Below are 16,980 nucleotides of genomic sequence, written 5' to 3' on the forward strand. Positions count from 1 at the left end.
GAGGTTGGGAGGGGGTTTTGCAGCTACTGCGGTGCTTTTACTCATCAGATTTTCATCAGCATCAGCCCTGCCCTTAACCCCAGCGCCACATTCGGATTCGGGAATAACACGACTTCTTCCTCTGCTTCAACCTTGTAGGTTTTACCGCTTTCTTTAGCAATGACAAAACCCTGCCTGAACGCCGTAAAATTCAGGGCATCTGCCGGGACAAATAACTCGAAATCTTCCTGTGACCGGATCACATCCTGCACCACACGGTAATGCACCAGCGGCGCGGCGGCGTCACGGGCAGGCATCGGTTCGCCACTCACCAGCGTTTGCAGCGCGCGGCGGATACCGGTGAACTGCGCGTGATCGTTACTGCCGAACGGCAGCGCTTTGCCCAGTTCCAGCGTGCAACTGTCGGCCTGAAAAACATCGCTGCTGAAATGCGTAAAAGTACCGCCCGGCGAACGGTGATGCACCAGCGCATCCAGCCCGGCGGCGTCGAGCCAGGCGAGCATCGCTTCGCTTTTCGGACGACTTTGTAAAGGCAGCAGCCCGAAGCGCACGTGTTTTGATCCGCGGATCGCCGTGTGCAAATCATAGTGGAATCGCTGCGTGGTTCCCGCCGCCGTGGCACTGCGGTAAAACAACGCCATCACCTGTTCGAGTTCCTGCGCCCGGCGGGTTTCATCATTCGGTGTATAACGCGCATGACGCCCGCCGAACATGCGGTTCATGTCAGCCTCCACAAACCGCTTATTGACACGCATTGACGGCGGATTGCCCAGTAACACCAGCAGCCGGACCCGCAACAGCCTTTCGCCTGACAGCAACTCGCTGACCAGTTGATTGAGCAGTTCAACCGGCGCAGTTTCATTACCGTGAATACCGGCGGAAATCACCACCGCCGCCTCGCAGGGCTGCCGCGGTGAAAGCTCGAGAATGCCTTCACCACGCCATTGCCAGTCCAGCGTTTCGGTTTGTCCGGCAGGTTCTTTCACCGCATCACCGGCAAGCGTCGTCGCCAGTAAATCAAACATACATTCACTCCTGTGATGGCTCAGCGCTGGAACGGATAAATCGCACCCAGCCCGAGAATATTGGTCAGTTCGTCGAGCGCAGTACGCACTTCGGTCAGAAGCTGTGGATCGGCCAGATCTTTGGCCTGCATCCGGTCACGATAATGCGTGTCCACCCAGGTATTGAGCCGCGTGAACTGACTGTCACTCATCAGCGAAGCCACATTGATTGCATTAAGTTCGTTGCGGTTGAGCGCGACACGCAGGCGCAAACACGCCGGGCCACCGCCGTTGCGCATGCTTTCACGCAGATCAAACACTTCAATCTGATCAACCGGGCCACCGCTGTCTTTCAGTGCTGAAAGATACGTCCAGACGCCGGTGTGCTGGCGGGACTCTTCCGGCACCACCAGCATCATTTTGCCGTCGGATTTGGTCAGGAGCTGGCTGTTAAACAGATACGTCGCGACCGCATCGTCGAGAGACACTTTTGACTGCGGCACTTCAATCGGGTGGAAATCCAGCTCAAGCGCCGCCATTTTGCGACGAATTTCCTCCAGCGCTTTGCCTGAATTCACAAACGCCTGCTCGTGATGGAAAAGCACGTTGCCGTTGCTGACAGAAATGACGTCGTTATGAAAAACGCCGCTGTCGATGGCTTGCGGATTTTGCTGAATAAACACCGTGCGCTTTTCATCAAGCTGATGCAAACGCGCTACGGCATCACTGGCTAAACGGGTCTGACGTGCCGGATAACGCACCGGTTCGTTGTCGCCGGTCGCCAGCCCGTCGCGTCCGTAAACAAACACCTGTACGCCGGGTTTATCGTACTCACCGCATAACCGGTTATGATTCGCCGCGCCCTCATCTCCCAGCGCCGCCACCTGCGGCAGCGCATCGTGATGGGCAAAATATTTATCGGCATGGAAGGTCGCGCGTAAAATGGCAGATGTGGTTTCTGCCTCAATGGCCCGGTGAAATTTATTATTCAGGTTGGCAACCGTGAAATGCACACGCCCGTCTGCGCTGTCTGCCGAAGGCGACACCGTGGCCGCATTCGCCACCCACATGGAAGACGCCGAACTCAGTGACGACAGCAAACGCGGCGAATAAGCCTGCGCTTTAGTCAGCACTTCGCGATCGCTGCCACCAAAACCCATTTTGCGCAATGTGCTCAGATGCGGACGTTCATGCGGCGGCAAAATCCCCTGTGCAAAACCGAGATCGGCCAGCGATTTCATTTTCAGCAAGCCCTGTTTTGCCGCCAGACGCGGGTTCGCCACCGCATTCTGGTTTTTAGTCGAAGCTTCATTGCCAAACGACAGCCCCGCGTAATGGTGCGTCGGCCCGACTAAGCCGTCAAAATTTGCTTCACATCCAGACATTGCTGTCTCCTCAGGTTGTACGGAAATCAATACCAGGCGACAGCGTCGCAGGGAGTTCCAGCTTGTCTGTTTCCAGCGAGGCCATCGGCCAGACACAATAATCCGCCGCATAATAAGCACTTGGGCGGTGATTGCCTGAAGCACCGATGCCACCAAAAGGCGCGTTGCTCGATGCGCCAGTCAGCGGTTTGTTCCAGTTCACAATGCCCGCCCTTGCTTCCAATAATAGCTGCTCAAACTGAGAGCGCTCAGCAGAGATAAGCCCGGTGGCCAGCCCGAAACGGGTCTGATTGGCGAGGGCGACGGCATTATCGAAATCGCTGTAACGGTAAATGCTCAGCAACGGGCCGAAGTATTCTTCATCAGGAATGCCCGCCACACCGGTCAGATCGATAATCCCCCGGTGTCAGCAGGGTATTGAGCGGATCCGGGCGCGTCAGCAACAGCAGAGGTTTACCGCCCAGCGCCAGCAGTTCGTCCTGTGCTTTGAGCATATTGCGTGCCGCCACGTCAGAAATCACACCGCCCATAAACGGCTGCGGATCATCATTCCAGCCGCCCACGCGCAGTTGCATGGTGACATCGAGCAAACGCGCGATAAATGCATCACCTGCCGCGCCCTCTTTCACCAGCAGACGGCGTGCACAGGTACAACGCTGTCCGGCAGAAATAAACGCCGACTGAATAGTCAGATTAACCGCTGCATCAATATCTTCTACCGGCTCGACAATCAGCGCGTTGTTGCCGCCCATTTCCAGCGCCAGAATTTTTTCAGGCTGACCGGCGAGCTGGCGGTGCAACTGATAGCCGGTGCCCGCGCTGCCGGTAAATAGCAGACCGTCGATATTGCCGCACGCTGCCAGCGCCTCACCGGTCGAACGACCGCCTTGTACCAGATTCAGCACACCTTCCGGCAGCCCGGCCTGTTGCCACAATTTCACCGTTTCCTCGGCAGTTTTGGGCGTCAGTTCGCTCGGTTTGAAGACCAGCGTGTTGCCCGCCAGCAAGGCCGGAACGATATGGCCGTTCGGCAGATGTCCGGGGAAATTATACGGACCAAAAACCGCCAGCACGCCATGCGGCCGGTGGCGCAGCACGGCTTCACCGTCGGGCATGGCGGTGTGTTTCTCGCCAGTGCGTTGCTGGTTGGCTTCCAGTGAAATCGACACCTTGCCGATCATCGCCTGAATCTCGGTCAGCGTCTCCCAGCGTGGTTTGCTGGTTTCCAGACTGATAATTTCCGCCAGCCGTGCTTTATGTTCCGTCAGTAAATCCGCAAAACGTTGAATCACTTCGGCGCGTTCGGCCACGGTTTTACGTGCCCAGGCGGGAAATGCCGTGCGGGCGGCTGTACAGGCAGCATCGACATCTTCCGCATTGGCGCTCAGTGCCGACCACAACAACGTATTATCTGCCGGATTGGTTTTGTTCAGTTGCGCGCCTTGTCCGCTGCGCCACTGGCCCTGAATAAAAAGTGCAGGTTGCATCATGCGAGACTTTCCTTTTTGAGAATAGGGGTTGCAGGAGCCGGTTTATCGCCGGGGAAAAGCGCCACGGCGCGCAGGGTATCGCCCTCGCGCAGGCCAAGCATGTCAGCCTCGCGGGAATTAAGCGTCAGTGAATCGGCTGAATCTCCACCCGGCACCAGCAGGGCGCGGAAATGCTGATATTGCTCGTTGGCCACCAGGTACAGCGGCTCATCACGACCGCTGCGGTGTTCCGCCAGCCGCACCGGCAACAGACGGCTTTCTTTGACGGCGCGTAACTGATCGATTTCACCTTCGAGCGTCGGACCGGCATCGAAGATATCCACATAACCTTCGTAACGCAGCCCTTCACCTTCAAGTACGGCACGCGCCGGGGCGGTTTGCGGATGCACTTCGCCGATCACTTCACGGGCCTCATGGCTGAGCAATTCGGTATATAAAGGATGCTTTGGCATCAGTTCGGCAATAAAGGATTTCTGTCCCATGCCGGTCAGACGGTCAGCTTCGGCGAATTCCATACCAAAAAAATGACGCCCGACGCTGTCCCAGAACGGGGAATGGCCGCTGTCGTCAGACATGCCGCGCATCTCCGCAATTACCTTGCGGGAGAAATACTCACGAAATGCCGCCAGAAACAGGAAACGGACCTTCGACAACAGTTGCCCGTTTTTGCCGTGACGGCAGTCCGGATCGAGGAACAGCGTGCAAAGTTCGGTATAACCGGTGTGATCGTTACTCAGAAACAGCGTCGGTACCGGCTTATAAATATTCAGGCTTTTGGAGGCGTGCACCAGCGTGCCGAGGCGAAAGTTGTACCACGGCTCACTCAGCCCGACCGCCACTTCAATAGCGCTGACGCCGACAACTTTTTGCTGTTCGGTGTCTTCGAGCACGAACAGATAGCCCTGTTCGCCTTTTTCCAGGCGACCTTCCCAGGTCGCCACTGAGCGCTCAATGCGCCCGCGTAAATGCGCTTCATCCTTGGGCAAAGACGTTAAACCGATGCCGGTTTTGCCTGACAACTGCAGGATATCGGCGAGATCGCCGGGCCGCACAGGTCGAATCAACATCATGATGCTCTACCTCATTTAACCCAAAGAATCACACGCACAGGCGCGCGACAGCCCGCTCAAGGCGGTTCAGCCCTTCTTCAATATCCGCGCCCGGAATAATCAGTGATGGCGCAAAGCGCAGTACATTTGGCCCGGCAATCAGGGCGATCAGTCCTTCTTCTGCCGCCAGCGTGTTCAGCTGTTTGGCCTGATCTTTATACCGTTCACTCATCACAGCGCCGATCAGCAGCCCCTGCCCGCGCACTTCGCTGAATACCTTATAACGGTCATTGATGCGTTTCAGACCATCGGCAAACCACTGATGACGCTTTTGCACACCGGACAACACCTCCGGCGTGTTAATCAGCTCGAAGACTTTGCCCGCCACCGCCGTCGCCAGCGGGTTACCGCCGTAAGTGGTGCCGTGCGTGCCCGGCTGGAATAACGCAGCATAGCGGTCAGTGGTCAGCATCGCGCCAATCGGGAAACCGCCGCCCAGCGCTTTGGCACTGGTCAGAATGTCCGGCACCACGCCGTAATGCTGATACGCATACAGCTCGCCGGTACGCCCGACGCCGGTCTGTACTTCATCGAAAATCAGCACAGCCTGATGTTTGTCACACAGCTCACGCAGACCTTGCAGGAAACCGGCCTCTGCCGGTACCACACCGCCTTCGCCCTGGATCGGCTCGACAATCACGGCACAGGTGCGGGAAGAAATCTGGCTGGCAACGGCGGCCAGATCGTTAAACGGCAGATGGGTAATCGCCTGCGGTAAAGGCGCAAAATCTTCTGAATATTTCGGCTGACCGCCGGTCGTCACCGTAAACAGCGTGCGGCCGTGGAACGCGTTTTTGAAGGCGATGATTTCATTCTTTTCGCCGCCGGATTTATTACCGTACAGCCTGGCCAGTTTCAGCGCCGCTTCGTTGGCTTCCGCGCCGGAGTTACAGAAAAACACTTTGTCCGCAAAGGTGGCGTCGATCAGTTGCTTCGCCAGACGCAGCACCGGTTCGTTGGTGTAACCGTTGCCCAGATGCCAGACTTTATCCGCCTGTTCATGCAGGGTTTTACGAATTTCCGGATGCGCATGTCCCAGCGCATTCACGGCAATCCCGCCTGCGAAATCGACATAATCTTTACCCGTCTGATCCCACAGCCAGGATCCTTCGCCACGCACAGGAATAAACGCCGCCGGGGCATAAACCGGCACCATCCAGTCATCAAAGTTCTGGCGGCTGACGTTTTGTGGTTGCTGTTGGTGTTCCATATAAACCTCTTTTTCGCTGATTTCAGGGTGCACCCCCCCGTCCCCCATACAGACAGGAAGTGCACCGGGTTCCGATGTTTTTGCACATTTAGCGGGCAATCGCGCTGGCGAGAAATGGCAGTTGCTAATTTGTTATTTAAAAGTTAACAAATAATTTCACTCAGTCTCATCATAGATTGCAGTCTTCATGCCAGCAAAGGAAAAAAGTGAATAAAAAAAATGACATCGAGAAAAAACAACCACTTAAAATCGCCTGTTATTCACTTTAATTGCATAAAAAATGAATAAAAGAAAAAATCCCCTTTTGCAGCAACGAGGGCACAAGAATGAGTATGCAGGGAAATATTTTGATTTCGGGTGGAATGTTTTATGCAGGATTGTGATCCGGCGCGGATCACCCGCGCTTCAATGCAGAGCAATGCCAGATAAAGGTGCAACAGCGCACGATTTTGGCGCACCCGCGTCCCGTGACGCTGCTCACAGTCTGTGCAAATAAAAAAAACCACGCGGTCTTTCTTTCAGGAAAAAGACCGTTATTACTTTCTCATGTTTCTTAATTGTTAAATATTAGGTATTTTTTTGTTTAATTGTTATCGGTAACATTTATCAAATCCCAGGCTATGATGGTTTTTATATTTTTAATTAACTTAATTTTTACATATAAAACCACTTAATTTAACATTTTAGGACTTTGATCACATTCCGTTCACGACCACGCGAAAACAGCTTTCCCCTTAAGTTAATCTCTGAATGTGGAATAAATAACCACCACCCGTTCCCTACACCAAAACAGAACCTCATAAGAAAGGTACAGACATGAAATTTAACCTCGCATTAGTCAGTGCATGTGTGGTTTCAGCATGCATGTTATTCACAACACCGTCGTTCGCCGCCAAACCCTATGACATTGCCGTCGTCGCTAAAGTCACCGGTATTCCCTGGTTCACCCGCATGGAAGTCGGCGTAAAAGAAGCCGCGCAGAAGCTGGATGTCAACGCCTATCAGGTAGGCGCATCCACGCCGGATCCGGCACAGCAGGTCAAAGTGATTGAAGATTTGATCGCCAAAAAAGTCGACGCCATTATCGTGGTACCGAACGACGCCAAAGTGCTGGAGCCGGTGCTGAAAAAAGCCCGTGATCAGGGCATCGTGGTGTTAACACATGAATCTCCCGATCAGCAGATTGGTCAGTGGGATATCGAAACCATCGACAGCCAGAAATATGCCGAAGCCAATATGGACGAGCTGGCGAAAGATATGGGCGGCAAAGGCGGTTATGCGATTTATGTCGGTTCCCTGACCGTGCCATTGCATAACGCATGGGCTGATGCCGCCATTAAATATCAGAAAGAAAAATACCCGGACATGCATGAAGTCACTTCACGCCTGCCGGTCGCAGAAAACATCGATAAGTCTTACTCCACGACGCTCGATTTAATGAAAACCTACCCTGACCTGAAAGGGATTATCGGTTTCGGTTCGCTCGGCCCGATCGGTGCCGGTCAGGCCGTTCAGCAGAAACGTGCGAAAAATAAAATTGCCGTTGTCGGTATCGCTATGCCAGCTCAGGCCGCGCCCTATCTGATGCGTGGCGATATTAAGAAAGTGCTGTTGTGGGATCCGAAAGATGCCGGTTACGCCTTAGTCACCGTTGCTGACCAGATGTTGCAGGGTAAAGAAGTGACTAAAGATCTGAGCATTGACGGGCTGGGCAAAGCTGATGTGGATATGGATAAGCATGTGATCCGCTTTAATAAAATTCTGGAAGTCACACCAGAGAATGCGAAATCACTTGGCTTCTGATTTAACTTTTTAATGCTTTTATTTACCGGATATTTACCGGAGATAAATTTATCTCCAGCGCCACACCAGGCAAATAGAAACAGATACGGCGATGTTTGCTGTGCCGTATCTGAATTTCTAATCAGACATTGAAAACTTATACCCTAAATAATTCGAGTTGTGGGAAGGCGGCAAATGAGTGAATCCCGATGAGCTTACATAAGTAAGTGATTCGGGTGAGCGAGTGCAGTCAACGCATCCACAGCGCGAAGTATGAAGGGTATGTTGTAAGGATAATGTGATGAATACTCTCACTCCGTCGTCCAGTTCGCGCACGTCCCCTGCCCCTGCTGAGGCCTTTATCAGCCTCGAAAAAATCAGTAAAAAATTCCCCGGCGTATTAGCGCTGGATAATGTCAGCCTGACGCTGAATAAAGGCGAAGTGCATTGCCTCGCGGGTCAGAATGGCTGCGGCAAGAGCACCATTATTAAAGTCATTTCCGGGGTCTATCAGCCGGAAAAAGGGGCGGCGATTACCCTCGACGGGAAATTATTTCATACCCTGACGCCACAACTTTCTTCTTATTACGGCATTCAGGTTATTTATCAGGATTTATCTTTATTCCCGAATTTATCGGTGGCTGAAAATATCGCTATTCACCGTTATTTACCGGGCGGCGATTTCTGGGTACATCGCGAGGCAATGCGCAAAAAAGCGGTCGCGGCGATGCAACGCGTCGGCGTCTCTCTGGACCCGGATCGTAAAGTCGAAAAGCTGTCGATCGCCGACCGTCAGTTAGTGGCAATATGCCGCGCAATCGCCGCTGACGCCAGTCTGGTTATCATGGATGAACCAACCGCCTCACTGACCCGCACCGAAGTAAACGGTCTGCTGCGGGTGGTGAATGAGCTGAAAGCCGCCGGTATTTGCGTGGTGTTTGTCAGCCACCGTCTTGATGAAGTGATGGAAGTCGCTGACCGTATCAGCGTGATGCGTGACGGTAAACTGGTCGGCACCTATCCGGCCAGCGAACTCGACAGCAATGAGCTGGCCTTCCTGATGACCGGACAGCGTTTTACCTACAGTCATCTGCCGCACCGTGCGCCCGCAGACGTGACGCCGCTGCTGGAAGTCCGCCGCCTGAGCCGCAAAGGTCAGTATCAGGATATTTCGCTGTCGCTGCGTCAGGGCGAGATCACCTCGATTATCGGTCTGCTCGGTTCAGGGCGAACCGAGCTGTGTCTGAGCCTGTTTGGCATGAGCCAGCCGGACAGCGGGGAAATCCGCGTTAACGGCAATGCGGTGAAATTCCACAGCAACCGCGACGCCATCCGCCACGGTATTGCTTATGTGTCGGAAGACCGTCTGACACAAGGGTTGATCATGGAGCAATCCATTTACGACAACACGCTGGTATCGATTTTCGACAAATTGCACACCCGCGCAGGGCTGATGGATCACCGCAAAGCAGCGTCAGTGGTCAAAGACCTGATCCGTGATCTGAACATTAAAGTGTCGGACAGCGGCCTGCCAGTGAAAACCCTGTCCGGCGGCAATGCGCAGCGTATCGCTATCGCCAAATGGGTGGCGACGCAACCACATATCCTGATCCTCGACTCCCCCACGGTGGGCGTCGATATCGCCAACAAAGAAGGGATTTATCGCATCGCACGTGATCTGGCGGAGTCCGGCATGGCAGTGCTGATGATTTGCGATGAAATCCCGGAAGCTTATTACAACAGTCACCGCGTGCTGGTGATGCGCAAAGGCGAACTGGTGGCGGAATTCGCCCCACACCAGAGCAGCGAAGCGCAAATTGCGGAGGCGATCAATGGATAATAAATCTCTCTCGAAACTGTTTTCTCAGCACGAATTCTGGCTGGGATTACTGGTTCTGCTGCTGGTGATTGGCCTGAGTGTCAGCACCAGTGAATTTATGACGCTCGGCAACCTGACCGATGTCGCCACCAGTTACACCATTCTCGGTATTCTGGCCTGTGGCCTGTTTGTGGTGCTGATCGCCGGTGGCATCGACATCTCCTTCCCGGCCGTCACCTCCATCGGTCAGTACGTGATGGCGAGTTACATCATTCATCATGGCGGCAGCTTTCCGCTGGCGTTTGCCATGTCGATGGGTACCGGTTTGTTACTCGGGCTGGTGAACGGTTTTCTGGTTTACTGGCTGCGCGTTCCGGCCATTATTATCACCATTGCCACGCTGAACCTGTTCTACGGTTTGCTGGTGTATCTGACCAACGGCACCTGGCTGTACGGTTTCCCTGACTGGTTTATGAACGGCATTAACTGGTTCTCCTTTACCGCTGCCGATGGCTATGACTATGGCCTGACGCTGCCGCTGCTCAGCCTGCTGGGCGTGATTATCGCCACCGGCGTGCTGATGAACCGCACCCGCGTGGGACGTCAGATTTACGCGATGGGCAGCAACCGTGACGCCGCGTCGCGTCTCGGTCTGAACATCCTGCGGCTACATTTTTACGTCTACGGTTTTATGGGATTGCTGGCGGGTATCGCTGCCGTGGTGCAGGCACAAATTACGCAGTCGGTGGCACCTAACTCACTGCTCGGTTATGAGCTGACGGTACTGGCGGCGGTGGTCTTAGGCGGCACCAGCATGACCGGCGGACGCGGCTCGCTCACCGGCACCATTCTCGGTGTGATGCTGCTGGCCTTCCTGCAAAACGGTCTGACACTGCTGAGTATTTCGTCTTACTGGCATCAGGTTTTCAGCGGCGTGATCATTCTGGTCAGCATCAGCAGCACCGCGTGGAATGAAAAACGCAAACTGGCAAAGGGGATGTGACATGACAACCTTAAACCGATTCTTCCCCGGCGACCGCATCATCCGTTTGCAGTTGCTGATCATCGTCGCCGTTGCCGTGTTGTTCTCATTCACGCTGGGCGGCAGTTTCTACAGCGTCGGTAATTTCCAGTCGATCTCTTCGCAGTTGCCGATTCTGGGCATGCTGGCGCTGGGGATGGGCATCACCATGCTCACCGGCGGTATCAACCTTTCGGTCATTGCCGGTGCCAATGCCTGTTCGCTGGTCATGGCGGCCATTCTGGTGGCACATCCGGATCAGCCGCAATATTTCGTGCTGGCGATGCTCGCCGGTCTGGCTGTCGCGGTTGTCATTGGTGTACTTAACGGCGCGCTGATTGCGTATATCGGTGTCTCACCGATTCTGGCAACGCTCGGCACCATGACACTTATCGCCGGGCTGAATATTCTGCTGACCAACGGCGCGGTGATTTCCGGCTTCCCGGCGGCGATTCAGTATCTGAGCAATGGCAGTCTGCTGGGCATTCCCGTCGCCCTGCTGCTTTTCCTGCTGGTGGCGCTGTTGTTGTGGGTTTTACTCGAACACACCACGCTTGGCCGCAGTTTGTATCTGATGGGTTCCAACGAACAGGCCACGCGCTTCAGTGGCGTCAATACGCACAAAGTGACCATCGCGGTGTATGTGCTTTCCGCCCTGCTCGGCTGGGGCGCGGCACTGCTGATGATGTCCAAATTTAACTCGGCAAAAGCAGGCTACGGTGACTCGTATTTGCTGGTAACCATTCTGGCCTCCGTGCTCGGCGGAATTAACCCCGACGGCGGCTTCGGGCGGGTCATCGGGCTGGTACTGGCGCTGATCGTCCTGCAAATGCTGGAAAGCGGCCTGAACCTGATGGGCGTCAGCAGTTACCTGACAATGGCTCTGTGGGGCGGCGTCCTGATCCTGTTTATCGCTCTGCAAAACAGAAAATCTTAAGCGAAAGCTTTTTACCGAAGGGAAAGAACATGGCGAGTTATTTTATTGGAGTAGACGTAGGAACCGGCAGCGCCCGCGCGGCGTCTTCGACATGACCGGCCGCATGGTCGGCCAGGCCAGCCGTGAGATTACGTTGTACCGCCCGAAAGCCGATTTCGTTGAGCAATCTTCTGATGAGATCTGGCAGTCCGTTTGCAATGCCGTGAAAGACGCGGTCAATCAGGCGGACATCAACCCGATTCAGGTGAAAGGTATCGGTTTCGACGCCACCTGTTCGCTGGTGGTGCTGGATAAAGAAGGCAAGCCGCTGACCGTCAGCCCGTCCGGGCGCAGCGAGCAAAACATTATTGTCTGGATGGATCACCGCGCCATTACTCAGGCCGAGCGCATCAACGCCACCGGTCACCGCGTGCTGGAATTCGTCGGCGGGATTATTTCGCCGGAAATGCAGACGCCAAAATTGCTGTGGCTGAAACAGCATATGCCCACCACCTGGAACAACGTCGGCCACCTGTTCGACCTGCCGGATTTTCTGACCTGGCGCGCCACGCAGGACACCACCCGTTCGCTGTGTTCTACCGTCTGTAAATGGACGTATATCGGCCATGAAGACCGCTGGGATCCCAGCTATTTCCGTCAGATCGGACTGGAAGATTTACTGGAAAACAACGCGGCGAAAATCGGCAGCGAAGTGAAAACCATGGGTGAACCGCTCGGACACGGTCTGACCCAGCGTGCCGCTGCAGAAATGGGGCTGATGGCCGGTACCGCCGTCAGCGTTTCCATTATCGATGCCCACGCAGGCAGCCTCGGTATTCTCGGTGCCAGCGGCGCCTCCGGTGAATCGGCCGATTTCGACAACCGCATTGCGCTGATTGGTGGCACGTCCACGGCACATATGGCGATGTCCCGCAGCGCACGCTATATCGGCGGTATCTGGGGGCCATACTATTCGGCCATTCTGCCTGATTACTGGCTGAACGAAGGTGGACAATCCACTACCGGGGCGCTGATTGACCATGTGATTCAGTCGCATCCGTGTTATCAGGATTTACTGAAACAGGGCAAAGACAGCGGCAAAACCATCTATGAAGTGCTCAACGGCATTTTGCGAAAAATGGCCGGTGAACCGGAGAATATTGCCTTCCTGACCAAAGACATTCATATGCTGCCCTATTTCCACGGCAACCGTTCACCGCGCGCTAACCCGACGCTGACCGGTACGCTGACCGGCCTGAAACTCTCGCGTACGCCGGAAGACATGGCGCTGCATTATCTGGCCACCATTCAGGCGCTGGCGCTGGGCACCCGCCACATTATCGAGACCATGAATCAGAGCGGATATCGCATTGATACCATGATGGCAAGCGGCGGCGGCACCAAAAATCCGGTGTTTGTGCAGGAACATTCCAACGCCACAGGCTGCGCGATGTTATTGCCGGAAGAAAGCGAAGCGATGCTGCTCGGCAGTGCCATGATGGGCACCGTCGCGGCGGGCGCCTACGACTCTTTGCCAGAAGCGATGGCCGCCATGAGCCGCATCGGCAAAACCGTGACACCGCAAACCAACAAAATTAAAGAGTATTACGACCGTAAATACCGCGTATTTCATGAGATGTACCACGACAGCATGAAATACCGCCGCCTGATGCAGGGGGAAACCCAATGAATGCGGATGAAGAATTTACCCTGGCGTGTCAGGGCTGGCAGACCTACAGTCAGGAATTACTGGCGTTACAGCATCATCTCGATGCTGATATATGGCAGCAGTTACTGACGCTGGTCACCGGCTGTACGGGCAAAATTGCCGTCACCGGCGTCGGCACGTCGGGCATTGCCGCGCGGAAAATAGCCCACATGCTGGCGTGCGTCGAGCAACCGGCGGTGTATCTGAGCGCCACCGATGCCGCCCACGGTGACCTGGGATTTATGCGCAGCAACGACCTGATGATCCTGATTTCCCGTGGCGGCAATTCTGAAGAGCTGACGCGCCTGTTACCGACGCTGAAAGCCAAAGGTGTGGCAATCATCAGTGTGACGGAGAATCTGGATTCGGCGATTGCCCGCGCCGCCACGCTGGTGGTGAAAACGCATATCCGGCGGGAAATCGACCCGCTCAATATGCTGGCCACCACGTCTGTGGTGCTGGTGCTGGCGGTGTTCGATGCATTGTGCGGCAATATCATGCTGCGTAACGGTTTCGATCAGCAAAGCCTGCTGAAAGTGCATCCGGGCGGAAATGTGGGCAAGACGCTGCGTGAGCAGGATCTGTGAACAACATCCTCAACCTTTAATCTCTTCCGCCACCAGCGCCGCCAGAATGGAGATGGCGCGCGCGGTGTGCGGCCCCCATTCGAAAGAGGTATTGATACGGATGCAATGGCTGAAGCGCTTGTCGGCAGAAAACATGGTGCCGGGCGCGACGCTGACGCCTTTTGTCAGCGCGCGCTGATAGACCCGCGCCGCATCCACATTGTCACCCAGATCCAGCCACAGAAAATAGCCGCCTGCAGGTTGCGTCACCGACACCTGCGCCGGAAACTCCGCCAGAATCGCATGACGCATCGCCATCTGCCGTTGTTCGAGTACGCGCCGTAAGCGTCGCAGATGGGTATCGTAACCTCCCTGCTGCGCCCCCTTTTGCAGATAATCGGCTAACGCCAGCTGAACCGGCACGCTGGCCGATAACGTGCTCATCAGTTGCAGGCGCTGAATACGTTCAGCATAAGCCCCCGCCGCCACCCAGCCCACGCGAAAGCCCGGCGCGAGGGATTTCGAAAACGATGAGCAATGCAGAATGTCGCTGCGATAATCTGACGCCTTCAGCGGCACCGTTCGTTCGCTGCCAAAATACAGTTCGCTGTATACGTCGTCCTCGATCAGAGCCACTTTATGTCCCTGCAAAATACTCACCAGCCGTGCTTTTTTCTCCGGCGGCAAACTGCATCCGAGCGGGTTCTGAAAACTCGACATCAGCCAGCAGGCTTTGATCGGATAAAGTTTCAGCGCCTGTTCCAGCGCATCGGGATCCATGCCGTAACGCACGTCAGTCGGAATGGCGATGGCTTTTAATTTGCGCCGTTCAATCGCCTGCAATACGCCGTAAAAAGCCGGTGATTCGATAGCAACCCAGTCACCTGGCTCTGTCACCACCTGCAAACTTAACCCGAGCGACTCCATCGCACCCGACGTAATGACGATTTCATCGGGCGCGACTTCAATACCATTTTGTGCATAGCGCTGTGCAATGCTGCGGCGCAGTTCTTCATTACCCGGTGGCAGATTCGCAATGGCGCTGTGCGGGGACATCCGGCGCACCGCGCTGGCCAGGGAACGCGCCAGACGTGGCTGCGGAAAAAGTGTCGGATCAGGAAACGCAGAACCGAGTGGCACCACGGCGGGATCTTGCCCGGCTTTGAGAATGTCGAAAATGGCGTCATTGACGTCCACCTGCTCTGCAGCATGCAAATACCCGTCGGGAGATGGGCGCACCGGCCGCTGTATACCCGCTGCCACGTAATAACCGGACTGCGGACGCGCGACAATCACCCCCTGACTTTCCAGCAACTGATAGGCCTGCAAAACCGTCATCAGACTCAGGCCAGACTGTTTGCAGGTATCACGTAAGGAAGGCAGCCGGTCGCCCGGCAACCAGACCTGCGTATCAATTTGTCTGCGCAACGTACGCGCCAGCGTTTCATAACGGGATTGAGTCATAATTCATCAGTACTGTTATAGGAAGTGTTAATCAAATGATAACTATTATGCCTGATTTTGCGCTTTTCCCCGGAGTAAACTGCTCATCAACAGCAATCAATGTTTACCCGGGAGGTATGGCGGCGAAACATTCGCCATGGTAATGTGTTAATTCATCGCATTACTCAGATTTATCTGAGCTTCCCTTCACACCTGTTCGCGCAACCTTACGCTTTCTAAACACTTTCTCCATGATCGCTGGAAAAGTAACACCACGCCTTTCACTCTTTTACATCCACACCGCATTACTATTCATTGGATTGCGTAGACTTGTTTTCGTCGAAACAAAACGGGCGAATTGCCTGAATCTCCAATGAGGAATTTAATTATGCGTAAACTTACCGCAATGATTGTGGCTTCAACTCTGGCTTTGAGCTCTGCTTCTTTCGCATTTGCTGCTGAAACCGCAGCCACACCGGCCACTGATGCCACGACCGCGACGCACGGCAAAATGCTGCATCATAAAGGACCGCAACATATGAACCCGTTTGCGGCGCTGAACCTGACTGAGCAGCAGAAAACGCAGATGAAAGAAATCATGAAAGACAGCGGCGCGCGCCCTGACCGCGCAGCGATGAAAGCCCAGATGGATCAGATGCACAACCTGGTGGCTTCCGACAGCTTCGATGAAGCCAAGGTGAAATCGCAGATTGATACCATTACCAAAGCACAGTCTGATCGTATGCTCGACCGTGCCCGCGCAGAGAACAAAATGTATAACCTGCTGACACCAGAGCAGAAAAAACAGTTCAATGAGAACTACCAGAACCGCGCGGCCAAAATGGAACAGATGCGTGACCACAAACCGGGTCAGGAAAAACCAGTAACCGCTGAATAATCGCTGAGTCTTAATAAAAAGCCCGATCAATTCTCTTGATCGGGCTTTTTTATTATCAAGAACTCAAAACATACGATCAGTGAGGCATATCTATTTCTGAAGTCTGCATCAGTAACTCTTCATTATTCATATTATTCATCCATCCCAGACCATTTTTCGCTTCGAGCGTATAATCGCTGTTCTCTAATGAAAAGTTAGCAGCCACATAACTGTCATCTGATGACAGCGTAATACTTAAGGGAAACTTTCTGTTCAACGATACCGGGGTGAAATAGCCCGATAAACGGCGAATCCCTTCAAAAGATTGCTCCTTTTCAATAGTTCCGGTAACCCTTTCGCCCTGATCTGTTATGGCAATGGAAAAGGTATTTCCGGGTTTCAATTTTTTAAGCAACGCTGTATCGATACGAATAAATATCCGTCCGTCATTGAGCTGTTTTTCACCAAGATAATCAAAAGATTGTTTTATAGAGTGGATTTCAACAGCCTGTGCTTTTGTGATAAGCATCGGTGACGTATATTCATGATTATCAGTATTGGCAGTACTTGCCGATACCGGGGAAACAGAAACAAGCAAGCCAGATAAGATGGCAGCAACCAGCAAAGGTGATTTAGGCATTTATATTTCC

Annotated in this window: 13 protein-coding genes and 2 pseudogenes; 7 read left to right on the top strand and 8 right to left on the bottom strand. The window is 54.1% G+C overall.

All coding sequences use genetic code 11. The features are described from left to right. Nucleotides 1–44: 44 nt before the first annotated feature. The 6 genes and pseudogenes from astE to UC14_RS26710 all read right to left on the bottom strand — a co-directional run bounded on the left by astE (nucleotide 45) and on the right by UC14_RS26710 (nucleotide 6,656). The gene (astE, locus tag UC14_RS11500) at nucleotides 45–1,025 is read right to left on the bottom strand and encodes a succinylglutamate desuccinylase (protein WP_112197720.1); all 981 of its coding nucleotides are present in this window, start codon (nucleotides 1,023–1,025) and stop codon (nucleotides 45–47) included. Between the two features lie 20 nt (nucleotides 1,026–1,045). Beyond that, the gene (gene astB / locus UC14_RS11505) at nucleotides 1,046–2,389 is read right to left on the bottom strand and encodes an N-succinylarginine dihydrolase (protein WP_013575008.1); all 1,344 of its coding nucleotides are present in this window, start codon (nucleotides 2,387–2,389) and stop codon (nucleotides 1,046–1,048) included. Between the two features lie 10 nt (nucleotides 2,390–2,399). Continuing rightward, a pseudogene (gene astD / locus UC14_RS11510) lies at nucleotides 2,400–3,879 on the bottom strand (succinylglutamate-semialdehyde dehydrogenase). After that, a complete protein-coding gene (gene astA / locus UC14_RS11515) occupies nucleotides 3,876–4,949 on the bottom strand; it encodes an arginine N-succinyltransferase (protein WP_013575006.1) in 1,074 nt (357 codons plus the stop codon). Before astA ends, astD begins: the two are co-directional and overlap by 4 nt. 28 nt (nucleotides 4,950–4,977) lie before the next feature. Continuing rightward, the gene (locus UC14_RS11520) at nucleotides 4,978–6,198 is read right to left on the bottom strand and encodes an aspartate aminotransferase family protein (RefSeq protein WP_015689662.1); all 1,221 of its coding nucleotides are present in this window, start codon (nucleotides 6,196–6,198) and stop codon (nucleotides 4,978–4,980) included. A 260-nt stretch (nucleotides 6,199–6,458) separates the two neighbouring features. Continuing rightward, nucleotides 6,459–6,656 carry a hypothetical protein gene (locus tag UC14_RS26710; RefSeq protein WP_126124174.1) on the bottom strand — a complete coding sequence of 66 codons (198 nt, stop codon included), beginning with the start codon at nucleotides 6,654–6,656 and terminating at the stop codon, nucleotides 6,459–6,461. A gap of 358 nt (nucleotides 6,657–7,014) precedes the next feature. Between UC14_RS26710 and UC14_RS11525 the strand changes: the two genes are divergently transcribed. From UC14_RS11525 to UC14_RS11550, 6 genes and pseudogenes are all read left to right on the top strand, one after another. Beyond that, nucleotides 7,015–8,001, top strand: coding sequence for an autoinducer 2 ABC transporter substrate-binding protein (locus tag UC14_RS11525; protein WP_013575004.1), 987 nt, complete (start codon nucleotides 7,015–7,017; stop codon nucleotides 7,999–8,001). Nucleotides 8,002–8,281: 280 nt separating this feature from the next. Beyond that, a complete protein-coding gene (locus UC14_RS11530) occupies nucleotides 8,282–9,820 on the top strand; it encodes a sugar ABC transporter ATP-binding protein (protein WP_051931094.1) in 1,539 nt (512 codons plus the stop codon). Next, nucleotides 9,813–10,802, top strand: a complete 990-nt coding sequence (locus tag UC14_RS11535) for an ABC transporter permease (RefSeq protein WP_112197721.1) — start codon at nucleotides 9,813–9,815, stop codon at nucleotides 10,800–10,802. Before UC14_RS11530 ends, UC14_RS11535 begins: the two co-directional genes overlap by 8 nt. A 1-nt stretch (nucleotide 10,803) precedes the next feature. After that, entirely contained in the window at nucleotides 10,804–11,757 is a 954-nt protein-coding gene (locus tag UC14_RS11540; protein ID WP_013575001.1) for an ABC transporter permease, read from the top strand. Between the two features lie 29 nt (nucleotides 11,758–11,786). After that, a pseudogene (locus tag UC14_RS11545) lies at nucleotides 11,787–13,426 on the top strand (FGGY-family carbohydrate kinase). Next, nucleotides 13,423–14,031: an SIS domain-containing protein gene (locus UC14_RS11550; RefSeq protein WP_013574999.1), complete on the top strand. Its 609-nt coding sequence runs from the start codon at nucleotides 13,423–13,425 to the stop codon at nucleotides 14,029–14,031. The pseudogene UC14_RS11545 and the gene UC14_RS11550 overlap by 4 nt, the downstream one beginning before the upstream one ends. 9 nt (nucleotides 14,032–14,040) lie before the next feature. Here UC14_RS11550 and UC14_RS11555 read toward each other — a convergent pair whose 3' ends face one another. Further along, a complete protein-coding gene (locus tag UC14_RS11555) occupies nucleotides 14,041–15,474 on the bottom strand; it encodes a PLP-dependent aminotransferase family protein (protein WP_015689659.1) in 1,434 nt (477 codons plus the stop codon). Nucleotides 15,475–15,841: 367 nt separating this feature from the next. Here UC14_RS11555 and spy point away from each other — a divergent pair, with 367 nt between their 5' ends. Then, nucleotides 15,842–16,351, top strand: coding sequence for an ATP-independent periplasmic protein-refolding chaperone Spy (spy, locus tag UC14_RS11560; RefSeq protein ID WP_037035864.1), 510 nt, complete (start codon nucleotides 15,842–15,844; stop codon nucleotides 16,349–16,351). A 76-nt stretch (nucleotides 16,352–16,427) separates the two neighbouring features. On the opposite strand, the gene UC14_RS11565 is transcribed toward spy, so the two are convergent. Continuing rightward, on the bottom strand, nucleotides 16,428–16,970 hold the full coding sequence (locus tag UC14_RS11565; RefSeq protein WP_112197723.1) for a hypothetical protein: 543 nt from the start codon (nucleotides 16,968–16,970) through the stop codon (nucleotides 16,428–16,430). Nucleotides 16,971–16,980: the final 10 nt, after the last annotated feature.

Origin of the sequence: Rahnella sp. NRRL B-41462 (assembly GCF_003263525.1) — a bacterium.
GTDB lineage: Bacteria > Pseudomonadota > Gammaproteobacteria > Enterobacterales > Enterobacteriaceae > Rahnella > Rahnella aceris.

Excerpts from the sequence above, each read along its gene's own strand:
- astE (WP_112197720.1), bottom strand. The coding sequence starts at position 1,025 with ATGTTTGATTTACTGGCGACGACGCTTGCCGGTGATGCGGTGAAAGAA.
- UC14_RS11550 (WP_013574999.1), top strand. The coding sequence starts at position 13,423 with ATGAATGCGGATGAAGAATTTACCCTGGCGTGTCAGGGCTGGCAGACC.
- UC14_RS11540 (WP_013575001.1), top strand. The coding sequence starts at position 10,804 with ATGACAACCTTAAACCGATTCTTCCCCGGCGACCGCATCATCCGTTTG.
- spy (WP_037035864.1), top strand. The coding sequence starts at position 15,842 with ATGCGTAAACTTACCGCAATGATTGTGGCTTCAACTCTGGCTTTGAGC.
- UC14_RS11530 (WP_051931094.1), top strand. The coding sequence starts at position 8,282 with ATGAATACTCTCACTCCGTCGTCCAGTTCGCGCACGTCCCCTGCCCCT.
- UC14_RS11525 (WP_013575004.1), top strand. The coding sequence starts at position 7,015 with ATGAAATTTAACCTCGCATTAGTCAGTGCATGTGTGGTTTCAGCATGC.
- UC14_RS11555 (WP_015689659.1), bottom strand. The coding sequence starts at position 15,474 with ATGACTCAATCCCGTTATGAAACGCTGGCGCGTACGTTGCGCAGACAA.
- UC14_RS11520 (WP_015689662.1), bottom strand. The coding sequence starts at position 6,198 with ATGGAACACCAACAGCAACCACAAAACGTCAGCCGCCAGAACTTTGAT.
- astA (WP_013575006.1), bottom strand. The coding sequence starts at position 4,949 with ATGATGTTGATTCGACCTGTGCGGCCCGGCGATCTCGCCGATATCCTG.
- UC14_RS11535 (WP_112197721.1), top strand. The coding sequence starts at position 9,813 with ATGGATAATAAATCTCTCTCGAAACTGTTTTCTCAGCACGAATTCTGG.
- UC14_RS11565 (WP_112197723.1), bottom strand. The coding sequence starts at position 16,970 with ATGCCTAAATCACCTTTGCTGGTTGCTGCCATCTTATCTGGCTTGCTT.
- astB (WP_013575008.1), bottom strand. The coding sequence starts at position 2,389 with ATGTCTGGATGTGAAGCAAATTTTGACGGCTTAGTCGGGCCGACGCAC.